Annotated in this window: 12 protein-coding genes; 6 read left to right on the forward strand and 6 right to left on the reverse strand. The window is 72.9% G+C overall.

Annotated features, from left to right (window positions below):
* Nucleotides 1–212: 212 nt before the first annotated feature.
* Entirely contained in the window at nucleotides 213–3,482 is a 3,270-nt protein-coding gene (locus tag ABZ851_RS36010) for a molecular chaperone Hsp90 (RefSeq protein WP_361136726.1), read from the forward strand.
* A gap of 161 nt (nucleotides 3,483–3,643) precedes the next feature.
* Nucleotides 3,644–5,137, forward strand: coding sequence for an FAD-dependent monooxygenase (locus ABZ851_RS36015; protein WP_361136728.1), 1,494 nt, complete (start codon nucleotides 3,644–3,646; stop codon nucleotides 5,135–5,137).
* Between the two features lie 72 nt (nucleotides 5,138–5,209).
* Here ABZ851_RS36015 and ABZ851_RS36020 read toward each other — a convergent pair whose 3' ends face one another.
* The 5 genes from ABZ851_RS36020 to ABZ851_RS36040 all read right to left on the reverse strand — a co-directional run bounded on the left by ABZ851_RS36020 (nucleotide 5,210) and on the right by ABZ851_RS36040 (nucleotide 8,652).
* A complete protein-coding gene (locus tag ABZ851_RS36020; RefSeq protein ID WP_361136730.1) occupies nucleotides 5,210–5,392 on the reverse strand; it encodes a hypothetical protein in 183 nt (60 codons plus the stop codon).
* Between the two features lie 83 nt (nucleotides 5,393–5,475).
* Nucleotides 5,476–5,622 carry an SDR family oxidoreductase gene (locus ABZ851_RS36025; RefSeq protein ID WP_361136732.1) on the reverse strand — a complete coding sequence of 49 codons (147 nt, stop codon included), beginning with the start codon at nucleotides 5,620–5,622 and terminating at the stop codon, nucleotides 5,476–5,478.
* Nucleotides 5,619–5,822 (reverse strand): hypothetical protein, encoded by a 204-nt coding sequence (locus tag ABZ851_RS36030; protein WP_361136734.1) that lies wholly within the window; start codon nucleotides 5,820–5,822, stop codon nucleotides 5,619–5,621. The genes ABZ851_RS36025 and ABZ851_RS36030 overlap by 4 nt, the downstream gene beginning before the upstream one ends.
* Nucleotides 5,823–5,896: 74 nt before the next feature.
* Nucleotides 5,897–8,311: an HAD-IC family P-type ATPase gene (locus ABZ851_RS36035; RefSeq protein WP_361136736.1), complete on the reverse strand. Its 2,415-nt coding sequence runs from the start codon at nucleotides 8,309–8,311 to the stop codon at nucleotides 5,897–5,899.
* A 68-nt stretch (nucleotides 8,312–8,379) separates the two neighbouring features.
* Nucleotides 8,380–8,652, reverse strand: a complete 273-nt coding sequence (locus tag ABZ851_RS36040; protein ID WP_336050531.1) for a DUF2530 domain-containing protein — start codon at nucleotides 8,650–8,652, stop codon at nucleotides 8,380–8,382.
* 271 nt (nucleotides 8,653–8,923) lie between these two features.
* On the opposite strand from ABZ851_RS36040, the gene ABZ851_RS36045 reads away from it, so the two are divergent.
* Complete coding sequence (locus ABZ851_RS36045) at nucleotides 8,924–10,396, forward strand: NCS2 family permease (protein WP_361136738.1); 1,473 nt, start codon at nucleotides 8,924–8,926, stop codon at nucleotides 10,394–10,396.
* On the opposite strand, the gene ABZ851_RS36050 is transcribed toward ABZ851_RS36045, so the two are convergent.
* The gene (locus tag ABZ851_RS36050) at nucleotides 10,389–10,592 is read right to left on the reverse strand and encodes a hypothetical protein (RefSeq protein ID WP_361136740.1); all 204 of its coding nucleotides are present in this window, start codon (nucleotides 10,590–10,592) and stop codon (nucleotides 10,389–10,391) included. The genes ABZ851_RS36045 and ABZ851_RS36050 overlap by 8 nt on opposite strands.
* A 130-nt stretch (nucleotides 10,593–10,722) precedes the next feature.
* Between ABZ851_RS36050 and ABZ851_RS36055 the strand changes: the two genes are divergently transcribed.
* From ABZ851_RS36055 to thpR, 3 genes are all read left to right on the forward strand, one after another.
* On the forward strand, nucleotides 10,723–11,187 hold the full coding sequence (locus tag ABZ851_RS36055) for a MarR family transcriptional regulator (RefSeq protein WP_336050528.1): 465 nt from the start codon (nucleotides 10,723–10,725) through the stop codon (nucleotides 11,185–11,187).
* Between the two features lie 28 nt (nucleotides 11,188–11,215).
* On the forward strand, nucleotides 11,216–12,664 hold the full coding sequence (locus ABZ851_RS36060; protein ID WP_361136742.1) for an MFS transporter: 1,449 nt from the start codon (nucleotides 11,216–11,218) through the stop codon (nucleotides 12,662–12,664).
* A 136-nt stretch (nucleotides 12,665–12,800) separates the two neighbouring features.
* Entirely contained in the window at nucleotides 12,801–13,370 is a 570-nt protein-coding gene (thpR, locus tag ABZ851_RS36065) for an RNA 2',3'-cyclic phosphodiesterase (RefSeq protein ID WP_361136744.1), read from the forward strand.
* Nucleotides 13,371–13,587 lie beyond the last annotated feature (217 nt).

The raw sequence follows: 13,587 nt of genomic DNA on the forward strand, positions 1-13,587 counted from the left end.
GGGGTGGGTGTTCGGACGTAAAGCGAAGCAGTCCGAACACCCACCCCGGAGGCCCCGAACCCGGCACCCAACGCCCAGCCGGGACCCCACCCCACACAACCCCTCCCGCCGAAGGCGAGGCCCCGCCGAAGGCGGGAAACAGGCACGGCGGGGCACCCGACAACGTGGGGCGATACCGTCGGGCCACCGACACACGCTTAGGGAGACGGACAGTGATCGCTACGTCCTTGGTGCGAGGCGCAGCCGGAGACCCGTTCGGGACGGCCCGGCTGCGGCGTGGCGTGCTGGATGCCTGGGCCACCTCGCCGGCCCGGTTCCGGGAGGATGCCAACGCCGAGGAGGACCTGGCGCTCGGCGGCTACCGCGACCGGCTCGCCGTGGAGCTGGCGCAGAACGCGGCCGATGCGGCGGCGCGGGCCGGCGTCCCCGGCCGGCTGCGGCTGACCCTGCACGCGGCGAACGGCGACGCCCCCGCCGTGCTCGTCGCGTCCAACACCGGCGCCCCGCTGGACGCCACCGGCGTCGAGTCGCTGTCGACGCTGCGGGCGTCCGCGAAGCGGGAGGCCAGTGTGTCGGCCGGTGCGGTGGGCCGGTTCGGCGTGGGCTTCGCCGCGGTGCTGTCCGTGAGCGATGAGCCGGCGCTGGTGGGCCGTACCGGCGGTGTGCGCTGGTCGCTGGCCGAGGCGCGGGCGATGGCGGAGGAGGTCGCGGCGCACAGCCCCGGACTGGGCGGTGAGTTGCGGCGGCGCGACGGCCATGTACCGCTGCTGCGGCTGCCGCTGCCCGCGGAGGGCGGAGCGCCCGAGGGGTACGACACCGCGGTCGTGCTGCCGCTGCGGGACGTCGCGGCGCAGGATCTCGCCGAACGGCTGCTGGACGCGGTCGACGCGGCGCTGCTGCTGACCCTGCCGGGGCTGTCCGAGGTCGTGATCGAGACTCCTGAGCACGTACGGGAGTTGCGGCGGAGCCAGGACGGTCCGTACGTCCTGATCGAGGACAGCGAGCGCGGTGCCACCCGCTGGCGGGTGGCGAGCGACGGCGGTCCGCTGGACCCGGCGCTGCTGGCGGACCGGCCGGTCGAGGAGCGGCTGCGGCCGTCCTGGTCGGTTACCTGGGCGGTGCCGGTGGACGGCGAGGGCGCACCGGCGCGGCCGGGAACCGCGCCGGTGGTGCATGCGCCGACGCCCACGGACGAGCAGTTGGGGCTGCCCGCGCTGCTGATCGCCTCGTTCCCGCTGGAGCCGACCCGGCGGCATGTCGCGCCGGGCCCGCTGGCGGACTTCCTGGTGGAGCGGGCGGCCGCGACCTATACGGCACTGCTGGGCGACTGGCAGCCGGTGTCCGTCGGCACGCTGGACCTGGTGCCCGGGCCGCTGGGCAAGGGCGGTCTGGACGGCGAGCTGCGCCGGCAGGTGCTGGAGCTGCTGCCGCGGGTGCGGTTCCTGCCGAGCGCGGGTGCACCCGGTGGCCGGGCCGCCGAGCCGGCGGCGCAGGGGGGCGAGTGGGACGAGGACGGCGGGGTGGACCGCTTCGTGCTGCGCCCGGTGGACGCCGAGCTGGTGGAGGGCGCGGGCGCGGCGACGGTCGGCGTGCTGGCCGAACTGTTCCCGAGCCTGCTGCCGGCCGGCCTCGAACGCCGTCCGGAGCTGCGGGCGCTGGGCGTGGCCCGGGTGGGGCTCGGCGAGATGGTGGACCGGCTGGCCGGCGTCGAACGCTCGCCCGGCTGGTGGTGGCGGCTCTACGACGCGCTGGCCGGCACCGACCCGGACCGGCTCAGCGGGCTGCCGGTCCCGCTGGCGGGCACCGCGGCCCAGGGCCCCGGCGGGGGCGGCGGCGTACGGACCACGATCGGGCCCCGCCAGGTGCTGCTGCCGCTGCCCGGCGGCGGCGACGAGGACGCCGCGGCCCGGCACCGCACGCTGGCCCGGCTCGGGCTGAAGGTCGCCCACCCCGACGCGGTGCACCCGCTGCTGGAAAAGCTGGGCGCCACCCCGGCCCAGCCCCGTGCCGTGCTGACCACGCCGCAGGTGCGCGCCGCCGTCGCGAACTCGCTGGACGCGGACGAGGACGCCTACGACGTCTTCGCCGACGGGATCGAGGGCGGGCCGGGAGCCCCGCTGGGCGCCGAGGAGCTGGCGGAGGCGGTCCTCGGCCTGGTCAGGGACGCAGGCCTCGCACCGGGCGACGAGCCGTGGCTCGGGGCGCTCGCCCTGCCCGACGAGGACGGCGAACTGGCGCCCGCGGGTGAGCTGGTGTACCCGGGCAGTGCCTTCGAGCGGGTCATCCGCGAGGGTGAACTCGCGGCCTGCGAAGGGGAGTTGGCCGAACGCTGGGGCGAGCAGCCGCTGACGGCCGTGGGCGTCATGGCCGACTTCGCGCTCGTCCGGGCCACCGATGTCGTCCTCGACCCGGACGAAATGGAACCCCGGGAAGGCGACTTCGCCGAGCCGGACGACGTCGGGCTGCTGGACGCGGTGGACGTGTGGTGCGAGGACGTCCTCGACGCCCTGCCCGAGACCCCCGTACCGCCGGTGGTGACCGAACTGGTCGCGGTGCGCGACCTCGATCTGGTCGACGACGACGCCTGGCCGGACGTGCTGGCCATGCTCTCCCGCCCGCCGCTGCGCGACGCCCTGACCGCACCGGTGCGGGTGCTGCTCCCCGACGGCACCACCGAATCCGTCCGCCCGTACACCGCCTGGTGGCTGCGCGGACACCCGGTGCTCGACGGCCGCCGGCCCGCCGGTCTGCGTTCGGCGGGCGGCGATCCGCTGCTGGCCGGGCTGTACGAGTCCGCGGACGCGGGCGAGGTCGATGCGCAGGTGCTGCGCGCGCTCGGCGTGCGCACCTCCGTCGCCGCCCTCCTGGACGAGCCGGGCGGCGCGGCGGAGCTGCTGACCCGCCTCGCGGACCCGGAGCTGCCCGTCGGCGCCGCCCAACTCCACGCGATCTACGGCCTGCTGGCGGACCTGGACCCCGAGCAGGTGACACTGCCCGACGAGCTGCGGGCCGTGCGCGACCGGGAGGTCAGGGTGGTCGACGCGGCGGACGCGGTGGTCGCCGACGCACCGGATCTGGTGCCGCTCGCCTCCGGCCTCGCCCTGCTCCCGGTGCGGCCCGCCCGCGCCGCGGAGCTGGCGGACCTGCTGCAGGTCCGGCGGCTGAGCGAGGCGGCCGGCGCCGGGGTCCGCTCCGAGGGCGTCCGCCACGAGGTGCCGGAGGCCGTCCGCGTACTGCTCGGCGCCGCCACCCCCGAGGCGTACGTGGAACACGAGGAGTTGCTGGTCGACGGCCCGGACGGTCCCACCGAGCTGGACTGGCGCCGGACGCCGGACGGCACCGTGCACGCCGCGACCCTGGAGGGCGTGGCGGCGGGCCTGGCCTGGGCAGCGGGCCAGTGGCCGCGCCGCTTCGAGGTCGCCGCCCTCCTGGAAGACCCGGAGCGGGGGGAGGAACTGGCGCGGGCGCGGTGGTTCGACTGACGGAGGGCGGCAAGGGCGCTGCCCCAGGGCACCGGGGGTTCCCAATCGGTCCGTTTCGTGCCCCTCGGGCGCCTCGTATATGACGTACCGGCACGCCTCGCTGTGAGGCGGGTCGCCCCTCCTGTGCCGGGGGGCGGCCTCACGACGTCAAGGGACCTGTGATGAGCCTGCCCGCAATCGCCACCACGGAAGTTCTGATCGCCGGAGCCGGGCCCACCGGCCTCGTGCTCGCCTGCGACCTCGCCCGCCGCGGTATCGCCTGCCGCGTCGTGGAGAGGGAGAGCCGCAGCTTTCCCGGCTCACGCGGCTCCGGCCTCCAGCCGCGCACCCTGGAGGTCTTCGACGACCTGGGCGTCATCGACGCGATACGGACGGCAGGCGGCCCCGTCCAGCGCCTCCAGAGCTGGGACGGCACCACACGTGTCGCCGAGTGGGAGATGGGGGAGCGCTCCGAGCCCTCGCCCCACGTCCCGTACGGCGAGATGTGGATGCTCCCGCAGTGGCGCACCGTCGAGATCCTCCAGGCGCGCCTCGAAGAGCTGGGCGGCAGCGTCGAGTTCGGCTGCGAGCTGACCGGCTTCGAACAGGACGCGGAGGGGGTGACGGCGCGGCTGCGCGGGCCGGACGGTACCGAGTCGGCCGTGCGGGCCGGCTATCTGGTCGCGGCCGACGGTGGACGCAGCACGGTGCGCAAGGCCCTCGGCGTGGGCTTCCCCGTCACCGACATCGTCACCGACCCGACGCTGATCGCGGACGTCCTCGTGGACGGAATCGACCGCGGGCACTGGCACGTGTGGCCCACCGCGCCGGGCGGGCGCGTCGCGCTCCGCCCGCTCGAAGGGGCGGACCTCTTCCAGCTGCTCGTCCACTTCGGCGGCGCGGGCCCGGACTTCACGCCCGACGCCACGCCCGAGGCCGTCCAGCAGCTGCTCGTGGAGCGCACCGGCCACGAGGACGTGCGGGTGCACGAGGTGCGGTGGTCCTCGGTGCTGCGCATCAAGGCCGGGGTCGCCGACCGTTTCCGCGTCGGCCGCGTCCTGCTCGCGGGCGATGCCGCGCACATTCACTCTCCTACGGGCGGTCAGGGCCTCAACACCAGCATCCAGGACGCGTACAACCTCGGCTGGAAGCTCGGCGCCGCGCTGCGCGGCGCCTCCGACGCGCTCCTCGACACCTACGAGGCCGAGCGGTGGCCGGTCGCGCAGCAGGTGCTGGCCCTCACCACCCAGGTCTTCGAGCAGGACCGCGTGGACACCGACCGCGGCTTCTCCCGGCGCGGCGGCGAGACCCTCCAGCTGGGCCTCGGCTACCGCGCGAGCCCCCTGACCCGCGAGTGCCGCGAGGGCCTGGCCGATGACGCACTGCGCGCCGGAGACCGTGCTCCTGACGCCCCCTGCGGGCCCACCCGTCTCTTCGACCTCTTCCGCGGCCCGCACGCCACGCTCCTCGCGTTCGGCGGGACCGATGCCCCGGCCTCCGAGCGCTACCAGCTGGTCCGGGTCGGCCGCCCGGGTGAGCAGGCCGACGTCATCGACGTGGACGGGCACGCACACAAGGCGTACGGGGACCGGGGACTCTTTCTCGTACGGCCCGACGGATATCTGGCGCTCGCGACGGAGGACCCGGCGAACCTGGCCTCGTACGGGGTCCGCTAGCACGGCCCGGCGGGAGACCCGACGCCCCACCCTCACTCGCGCCGGGCCGTCCGCACGATGCGGACCGCGCCGTCAGTTCGAGCGGAGCCTCTTGACCAGGCTCCAGATGACGACGATCGCGGAGAGGGCGAGGAGGGGCCACACCCACCAGTCGAGCGTGCCGTCGCCGGTGCCGCCGTAGTGGCTGCCGGTGTGGTGGTAGTGGCGGTGCGAGCTCGCCAGCACCTTGTACGGCAGGTCCCCGTGGAGTGTCATGGGGCTGGAGCGTAGTACGGCGGCAGCGACCGGGGTATCGGCCGGGCAGGTTCCCTTCGGCCCGGAGGCGGGCGGTGCTGCCGTCAGCTGCCGGGGATGCTGCCGCTGCCGTCCACGCACGGGGTCTGTCCGGTGATGAAGCCCGCGTCGTCACCGAGGAGGAAGCAGATGGCGGCGGCGATCTCCTCGGGCGAGCCGCCGCGGGCGGAGGCGTCGTGGTGTGCGGTCACGCGGACCGGAACCGCCGCTTGACGAACACCCAGCCGACGCCGAGCACGGTGCCGAGCGGGATCATCCACCACGCGCCGTCGAACGAGACGCCGGGGGAGTGGGAATCGTAGTGGCCGCCGTAATGGCTGATGTGGTGGCTGATGCTGTGGTGCGAGCGCGCCAGGATGTCGACGGCGCGGGGTCCCGGGTGGAATGTCATGGACATGGACTCTAGGGGAGGCGGGGCGGGCTGACGCGACGGGCCCACGGCGTCAGGTGGCCCGCGCCCGTTCGTCAGGCCGGGAAGCGCCGCCGTACCCAGCGCCAGGTGAACTCCAGCAGCACCGCCGCCACCAGCGCGATGGCGACGGCCGTCCACGGCATCGTCGTGCCGACCAGGCGCAGGTCGAAGAAGCGCTGCAGCCAGGGCGTGGCGAGGACCGCGAGGAAGGCCAGGCCCATCGCCAGGACCAGGGCGATCCGCCACCAGGTGTAGGGGCGGGCGATGATCGCCAGTACCCACATCGCGGCCAGGAAGAGCGTCAGGGTGGCCGCGCTGGTCTCGGCGGACAGGGACCCCGGGCCGGTGTAGTAGGCGCGGGCGAGCAGGTAGGTGGTGAAGGCGGCGAGGCCCGTGATCAGGCCCGAGGGCACGGCGTAGCGCATCACCCGGCGGACGAAGTGCGGCTGGGCGCGCTCCTTGTTGGGGGCCAGGGCGAGGAAGAACGCGGGGATGCCGATGGTCAGGGTGGAGAGCAGGGTCAGGTGCCGCGGCAGGTAGGGGTAGGGGATCTGGCAGCAGGCCACCAGGATCGCCAGCAGGACCGAGTAGACGGTCTTGGTGAGGAAGAGGGTGGCGACGCGGGTGATGTTGCCGATGACCCGGCGGCCCTCGGCGACGACCGAGGGCAGCGTGGCGAAGCTGTTGTCGAGCAGGACGATCTGGGCGACGGCGCGGGTGGCCTCGGAGCCGGAGCCCATGGCGACGCCGATGTCGGCGTCCTTGAGGGCGAGCACGTCGTTGACGCCGTCGCCGGTCATCGCGACGGTGTGACCGCGCACCTGCAGGGCGGCGACCAGCTCTCGTTTCCGCTGCGGGGTGACCCGGCCGAAGACCGCGGACTGCTCGACCGCGGCCGCCATGGCCTCGCGGTCGCCCGGCAGTTCGCGCGCGTCCACCGCACCGCCCGCGCCCGGCAGCCCCAGCTTGCCGGCCACCGCGCCCACCGACACCGCGTTGTCGCCGGAGATCACCTTGGCCGCGACGTCCTGCCCCGCGAAGTAGCGCAGGGTGTCGGGGGCGTCCGGGCGCAGCCGCTGTTCCAGGACGACCAGCGCGGCGGGCCGTACGCCCCGGGTGACCTCGGGGTCGTCCAGCTCCCGTGCGGCGCGGGCCAGCAACAGGACGCGCAGGCCCTGGGCGTTGAGGCCGTCGGTCTCGGTGAGGTGACGGTCGCCGGGCGGCAGCAGGACGTCCGGGGCGCCGAGCAGCCAGGTGCTGCTCTCGCCGCCCGGGCCGTTGAGGGCGGCGCCGCTGTATTTGCGTGCGGAGGAGAACGGCAGCGCCCTGGTGCAGCGCCAGGCGTCGTCCGCCGGATACGCCTCGATGATCGCCTGGAGGGAGGCATTGGGCCGTGGATCGGATGCGCCCAGCGCGCCCAGCACCTGTTCGAGGTGCGCCTGGTCGCCGTCGAGGGACCGCAGGCCGTGGACGTCCATCCCGCCCTCGGTCAGCGTGCCGGTCTTGTCCAGGCACACCACATCGACCCGGGCCAGTCCCTCGATCGCGGGCAGCTCCTGGACCAGGCACTTCTTGCGGCCGAGCCGGATGACACCGATCGCGAAGGCGACGGAGGTGAGCAGCACCAGGCCCTCGGGGATCATCGGCACGATGCCGGCCACCATCCGGCGGATGGCCGCGTCGCCCGGCAGGCCGAGGGTGAGCAGATGGCTGAGGACCAGGCCGGTCGCGGTCGGGATCATCATCCAGGTCACGTACTTGAGGATCCGGCTGATGCCGCTGCGCAGTTCGGAGTGGACCAGGGTGAAGCGGCTGGCCTCCTCGGCGAGCTGGGCCGCGTACGCCTGCCGGCCGACCTTGGTGGCGGTGAAGGCGCCGCTGCCCGCGACGACGAAGCTGCCGGACATCACCGGGTCGCCGGGCTTCTTCAGGACCGGATCGGCCTCGCCGGTCAGCAGCGACTCGTCGGCCTCCAGGCCGTCGCTCTCCCGCACCTCGCCGTCGACGATGACCTTGTCGCCGGGCCCGAGTTCGATGACGTCGTCGAGGACCACGCCGGAGGTGGGGATCTCGGTGGCGGTCCCGTCGCGCCGGACGGTCGGCCGTGCCTCGCCGATGACCGCCAGGCTGTCCAGGGTCTTCTTGGCGCGCAGTTCCTGGACGATGCCGATGCCGGTGTTGGCGACGATGACGAAGCCGAACAGGCCGTCCTGGATCGGGCCGACGATCAGGATGATCACGAAGAGCACGCCGATGATGGCGTTGAAGCGAGTGAGGACATTGGCGCGGACGATCTCGGCCGCCGAGCGGGAGGACCGTACGGGGACGTCGTTCACCTCGCCCCGGGCGACCCGCTCCGCGACCTCGGCGGCGGTCAGTCCGGGGGTGACCGGTTCCCGGGCGGTCCGCCGGGCCGGCGCGCGGCCCGGTCCGGAGTGCTCGGGTTCGGCGCTCGCCCGCTCCGTCATGCCCTAGACGTTACGGGCGGAAAGGGCGGTTCACCCGCCGGCTCGGGCGGGGCGGTGGGGGCGAGCGCTCAGTGCTGGTCGGCGGGCTGCCCGGCCGTCGCGGCGGAGCGCTTGATCGCGGCGTCCCGGGCCCGTACGTACCAGATGCCGACCAGTCCGAGGCCGCCGCCGGCCAGGCAGGTCCACACCCACCAGCTGTGGCCGTGGTCGGCGAACCAGCCGTAGAAGGGGAGCTGGCCGAGGAAGAGCACGAACCAGATGATGGTGCCGCCGGTGATCGTGCCGACGACGGGGCCCTCAAGAGGCGCCGGGGCCTCGCGCAGTTCGGACTTCTTCCACATGGTGGCCAGCTTACGGGGAGGGGGTGCGGGGGCCGCGGCGGCGGTGGGCAGGCCCGGAAGCCGGTGGGGTGACCTGCTCCGACCTTGCGCCACAAGGGTCTACGCGCGGAGATGGTGATCAGTGGCTTGTTTATTCATACTGAACCTTTCTGGATACGGCTGGTTCGGCTCGTTTCTTCATCCAACCCGATCCGGTTGTCTCCTTTTCCGTATGTGTCCCGGGCCCCCGGGCCCCCACGCCTGCCCAGGCCCGTCCGACTGAGGTCCCCGCATGCCCCCCTCGGCCACCACGCCGGTCGACACCCTCGAAAACCCAGGTCCCAAGCCCCCCAAGAACGGCCTGGACCGCTTCTTCAAGATTTCCGAGCGGGGGTCGACGGTCGGTCGCGAGCTTCGCGGCGGCCTGGCGACGTTCTTCGCGATGGCCTACATCATCGTGCTGAACCCGATCATTCTCGGCTCCGGAGTCGATAAGTTCGGCCACCATCTCGACAATGCCCAGCTGGTCACCGCCACCGCGCTGATGGCCGGGCTGAGCACGGTGCTGATGGGCGTCGTCGGCAACGTCCCGATCGCCGTCGCCGCGGGCCTGGGCATCAACGCCGTGGTGTCCCTGCAGCTCGCGCCCAAGATGAGCTGGCCGGACGCGATGGGCATGGTCGTGCTCGCCGGCCTGGTGCTGATGATCCTGGTCGCCTCGGGCCTGCGGCAGCGGGTGATGGACGCGATCCCCAACGGGCTGCGGCGGGCCATCGCCATCGGCATCGGCCTGTTCATCTCGCTGATCGGCCTGGTCGACGCCGGCTTCGTCACGCGTAACCCGGACGCCGCGCACACCACCGTGCCGTTGGGCCTGGGGCAGGGCGGACAGCTCAAGGGCTGGCCGGTGCTGGTCTTCGTCCTCGGCCTGGTGCTGATGTTCGTGCTGGTCGTGCGGAAGGTCAGGGGCGCGATCCTGATCGGCATGGTCAGCATGGCCGTGGTCGCGATCGTCATCAACGCGCTGGTGCAGATCCCGGACGCGTCCTGGGGTCTGGCGGTCCCCAACGTGCCGGACAAGATCATCGGCACCCCGGACTTCGGCCTGATCGGTCAGATCAGCCTCTTCGGCGGCTTCAAGGAAGTCGGAGTGCTGACCGGCTGCCTGTTCGTCTTCACCGTGCTGCTGTCCGGCTTCTTCGACGCGATGGGCACCATCATCGGCGTCGGCGAGGAGGCCGGCCTGCTGAACAACGAGACCGGCCAGCTGCCGAACATGGGCCGGATCCTCATGGTCGACGGCATCGCGGTCGCGGGCGGCGGCTTCGGCTCGGCCTCCGCCAACACCTGCTTCGTGGAGTCCACGGCCGGTGTCGGCGAGGGCGCCCGCACCGGTCTCGCGAACCTGATGACCGGTGGCCTCTTCCTGCTCGCGCTGGTCTTCGCGCCGGTGGCGACCGTCGTCCCCTCGCAGGCCGCGACGCCTGCCCTGCTGGTCGTCGGCTTCCTGATCATGGCCTCGAACGTCCGGGACATCGACTGGGGCGACTTCACCATCGGCATTCCCGCGTTCCTGACGATGGTCTCGATGCCGTTCACCTACAGCATCACCAACGGCATCGGCATCGGCGTGCTGGCCTTCATCCTGCTGCGCACCGCGACCGGCCGCTTCAAGGAAATCCCCTGGCTGCTGAACGTGGTCGGCCTCTGCTTCCTCGTCTACTTCCTGCTCGACCCGATCGAGCAGGCGCTCGGGGTCAAGTAGCGGGCCGGCGCACCCCCAGCGCCTCCGTCAGCTTCTCCGTCTTGTCGAGAGACGACTGGAAGCGCTCGTCGAAATCCTCGCGGATGAGCGTCCGGACCACATAGTCCTGGACGCTCATTCCGCGTTTTGCGGCGTGCTGCCGTATCCGGTCCAGCAGCTCCCCGTCCACGCGCAGGCTGAGCACTCGCGATCCCATGCGGAAACGGTCCCGTCCGCACGCGGTCAGGTGCGTCGCTTTCGGCCGCGTCCTCACTCGTATGGGTGAAGCCCGACGGGCAGCACCCCCAGGCTTTCCTTAGAATGGGTAATGAGTTACGCTAAAGACCATGCCGGAACTGTCCCGCCCCCAGCCTGACGGCCGGGAGACGCCCCCAGACGACGCGGCCGCGGTGAACGCTCTGCGGTCCGCCGTGATGCGCCTGTCGCGCCGCCTCAAGCACCAGCGGGTCGACGAATCGCTGAGCCCCACCGAGATGTCGGTGCTCGGCACCCTGTTCCGCTGCGGCAGCGCCACCCCCGGTGAGCTGGCCCGCAAGGAGCATGTGCAGCCGCCGTCGATGACCCGCATCGTGGCCATGCTGGAGGCCAAGGGACTGGTCCGGCTCGAAGCCCACCCCGACGACCGCCGCCAGAAGGTCGTCACGCAGACCGAGCAGGCAGAGGCGATGCTCGAAGAGAGCCGCCGCAAGCGCAACGCCTGGCTCGCCGAGCTGGCCTCCGGGCTGGACGCGGACGAGTGGGCGAAGGTGCGGGCCGCCGCGCCCGTACTGGAGAAGCTCGCACAGCTGTAGACCCCGAGGCCGAGGAGGCGAACCCACTTTGAGTACGGGATCCGGAGCACACTCCGCCCCCGCACCGAACTCCCCACACGACACGGTTTCCGACGACGCGACCGCGACCCCGCAGGGCCCCGCCGCCCCGGACGTCGCCACCGGCCCCGCCGCCACACCGCGCAAGGGCACGTTCAGCTCGCTCCGCATACGTAACTACCGCCTCTTCGCCACCGGCCAGATGGTGTCCAACACGGGCACCTGGATGCAGCGCATCGCCCAGGACTGGCTGGTGCTCAGCCTCACCGGCTCGTCCGGCGCGGTCGGCATCACCACCGCGCTGCAGTTCCTGCCGATGCTGCTCTTCGGGCTCTACGGCGGCGTCATCGCCGACCGCTTCGCCAAACGCAAGCTGCTCCTGTTCACCCAGTCCGCCATGGGCCTGACCGGCCTCGCCCTCGCCGCGCTCACCCTGAGCGGCCAGGTGCAGGTCTGGCACGTCTACCTGGTCGCCTTCGTCCTCGGCCTGGTCACCGTCCTCGACAACCCCTCCCGGCAGGCCTTCGTCTCCGAGATGGTCGGCCAGGACGAGCTGCGCAACGCCGTCAGCCTCAACTCCGCCAACTTCCAGTCCGCGCGGCTGATCGGGCCGGCCGTCGCCGGTGTCCTGATCACCGCCTTCGGCAGCGGCTGGGCCTTCCTGCTCAACGGCCTCTCGTTCATCGCCCCGCTCACCGGGCTGCTGATGATGCGGACCGCCGAACTCCACAAGGTCGACCGGGTGCCACGCAGCAAGGGCCAGCTGCGGGAGGGGCTGCGGTATGTGTCGGGGCGCCCCGACCTGCTCTGGCCCATCGTCCTGGTCGGCTTCATCGGGACCTTCGGCTTCAACTTCCCGATCTGGCTGACCGCGTTCGACTACCACGTCTACCACCAGGGAGCCGGCACCTACTCGCTGTTCAACGGGCTGATGGCGGCGGGTTCACTGATCGGCGCGCTGCTCGCCGCCCGCCGCGCCGGCTCCCGGCTGCGGCTGCTCGTCGGCGCGGCCGTCCTCTTCGGCGCCCTGGAGATCGCCGCCGCGCTCGCCCCGTCGTTCTGGGTCTTCGCGGCCCTCCTCGCCCCGATCGGCATGGTCGGTCTGACGGTCAACGTCACCGCCAATTCGAGCATCCAGATGGCCACCGACCCGCTGATGCGCGGCCGGGTGATGAGCCTGTTCATGATGGTCTTCGTGGGCGGCACCCCGCTGGGCGCACCCGTGGTCGGCTGGATCACCGACGCCTTCGGCGCCCGGATCGGCTTCCTGGCCGGCGGCCTGGTCTCCATGGTGTCCGCGGTCGTCATCGGCCTGATCCTCGCCAGGGTGGGCGGCCTGCGCCTGAAGATCGATCTGCGCCGGGGGCATCAGCACGTCGCGTTCGTTCCCCGGGTTTCCGCCGCCGGCGCCGCTGCCTCGGCTGCCTCGGCGGAGCGGAGCCTGGCTCCGGCGGCTTAGGGGCGGCGGTGACGCAGGGCCGGGGCGGTGACGTCGGACGGCGGTGCGCCGGCCCGCCAGGCCCGGCCGGCGGGCCCGCGCCCTTCCGGGCCGCGATCTGCCGGACGGCGGGAGAGCCCTGCGCCACACTGACCGCATGAGACTCTTCGCCGCCGTCCTGCCCCCCGCGCCCGCGATCGAGGAACTGGCCGCCGAGGTAGCGCGGTTGAAGAAGCTGCCGGCCGCCGACCGGCTGCGGTGGACGGGCCGGGACAGCTGGCACTTCACCCTTGCCTTCTACGGCGAGGTGCCCGAGGAGATCATCCCCGGCCTGCGAGAACGCCTGGGCCGCGCCGCCGGCCGCCGCGATTCCTACCCCCTGCGGATCGCCGGCGGCGGCCGCTTCTCGGACCGGGTGGTGTGGGCCGGGGCCGACGGCGACCGGCCCGCCATGCGCACACTCGCGGGCGCGGCATCGGCAGCGGGCCGCCGGGCGGGCGTGGCCATGGAGGAAGAGCACCGCCCGTACACCCCCCACCTCACCCTCGCCCGGAACCGCGTCCCCGGCCTGGACCTGCGCCCGTACGCGGCCGCCCTGAAGGATTTCGCCGGTGCCCCCTGGACGGTCGACGCCCTGGCCCTGGTGTGCAGCCATCCGCCCGTCCCCGGGGCGGCGGGCACCCATCCCCGCTACGAAACGGTGGGGTCCTGGCCGCTGGGCCACTGAACGGCGGCTGGGCCGCTGGGCCACTGAACGGCGGCGGGGTCGGCGAGCCGCTGAACGGCCGCCAGTCGTCGACGGGCTGCCGCCCTGCCGGGCGGTCCCGCGGCCGGGCAGCCCCGGGCCGCCGAAACGCGCGGACCGGTCCCGGTTACGCTCAAGGGGTGGACCCCAAAACCCGTAACCGGATCATGTCCGGCCTGCTCGCCGTCCTGCTCATCGT

It is taken from the genome of Streptomyces sp. NPDC047049 (assembly GCF_040643995.1).
Taxonomy (GTDB): Bacteria; Actinomycetota; Actinomycetes; order Streptomycetales; family Streptomycetaceae; genus Streptomyces; species Streptomyces mooreae.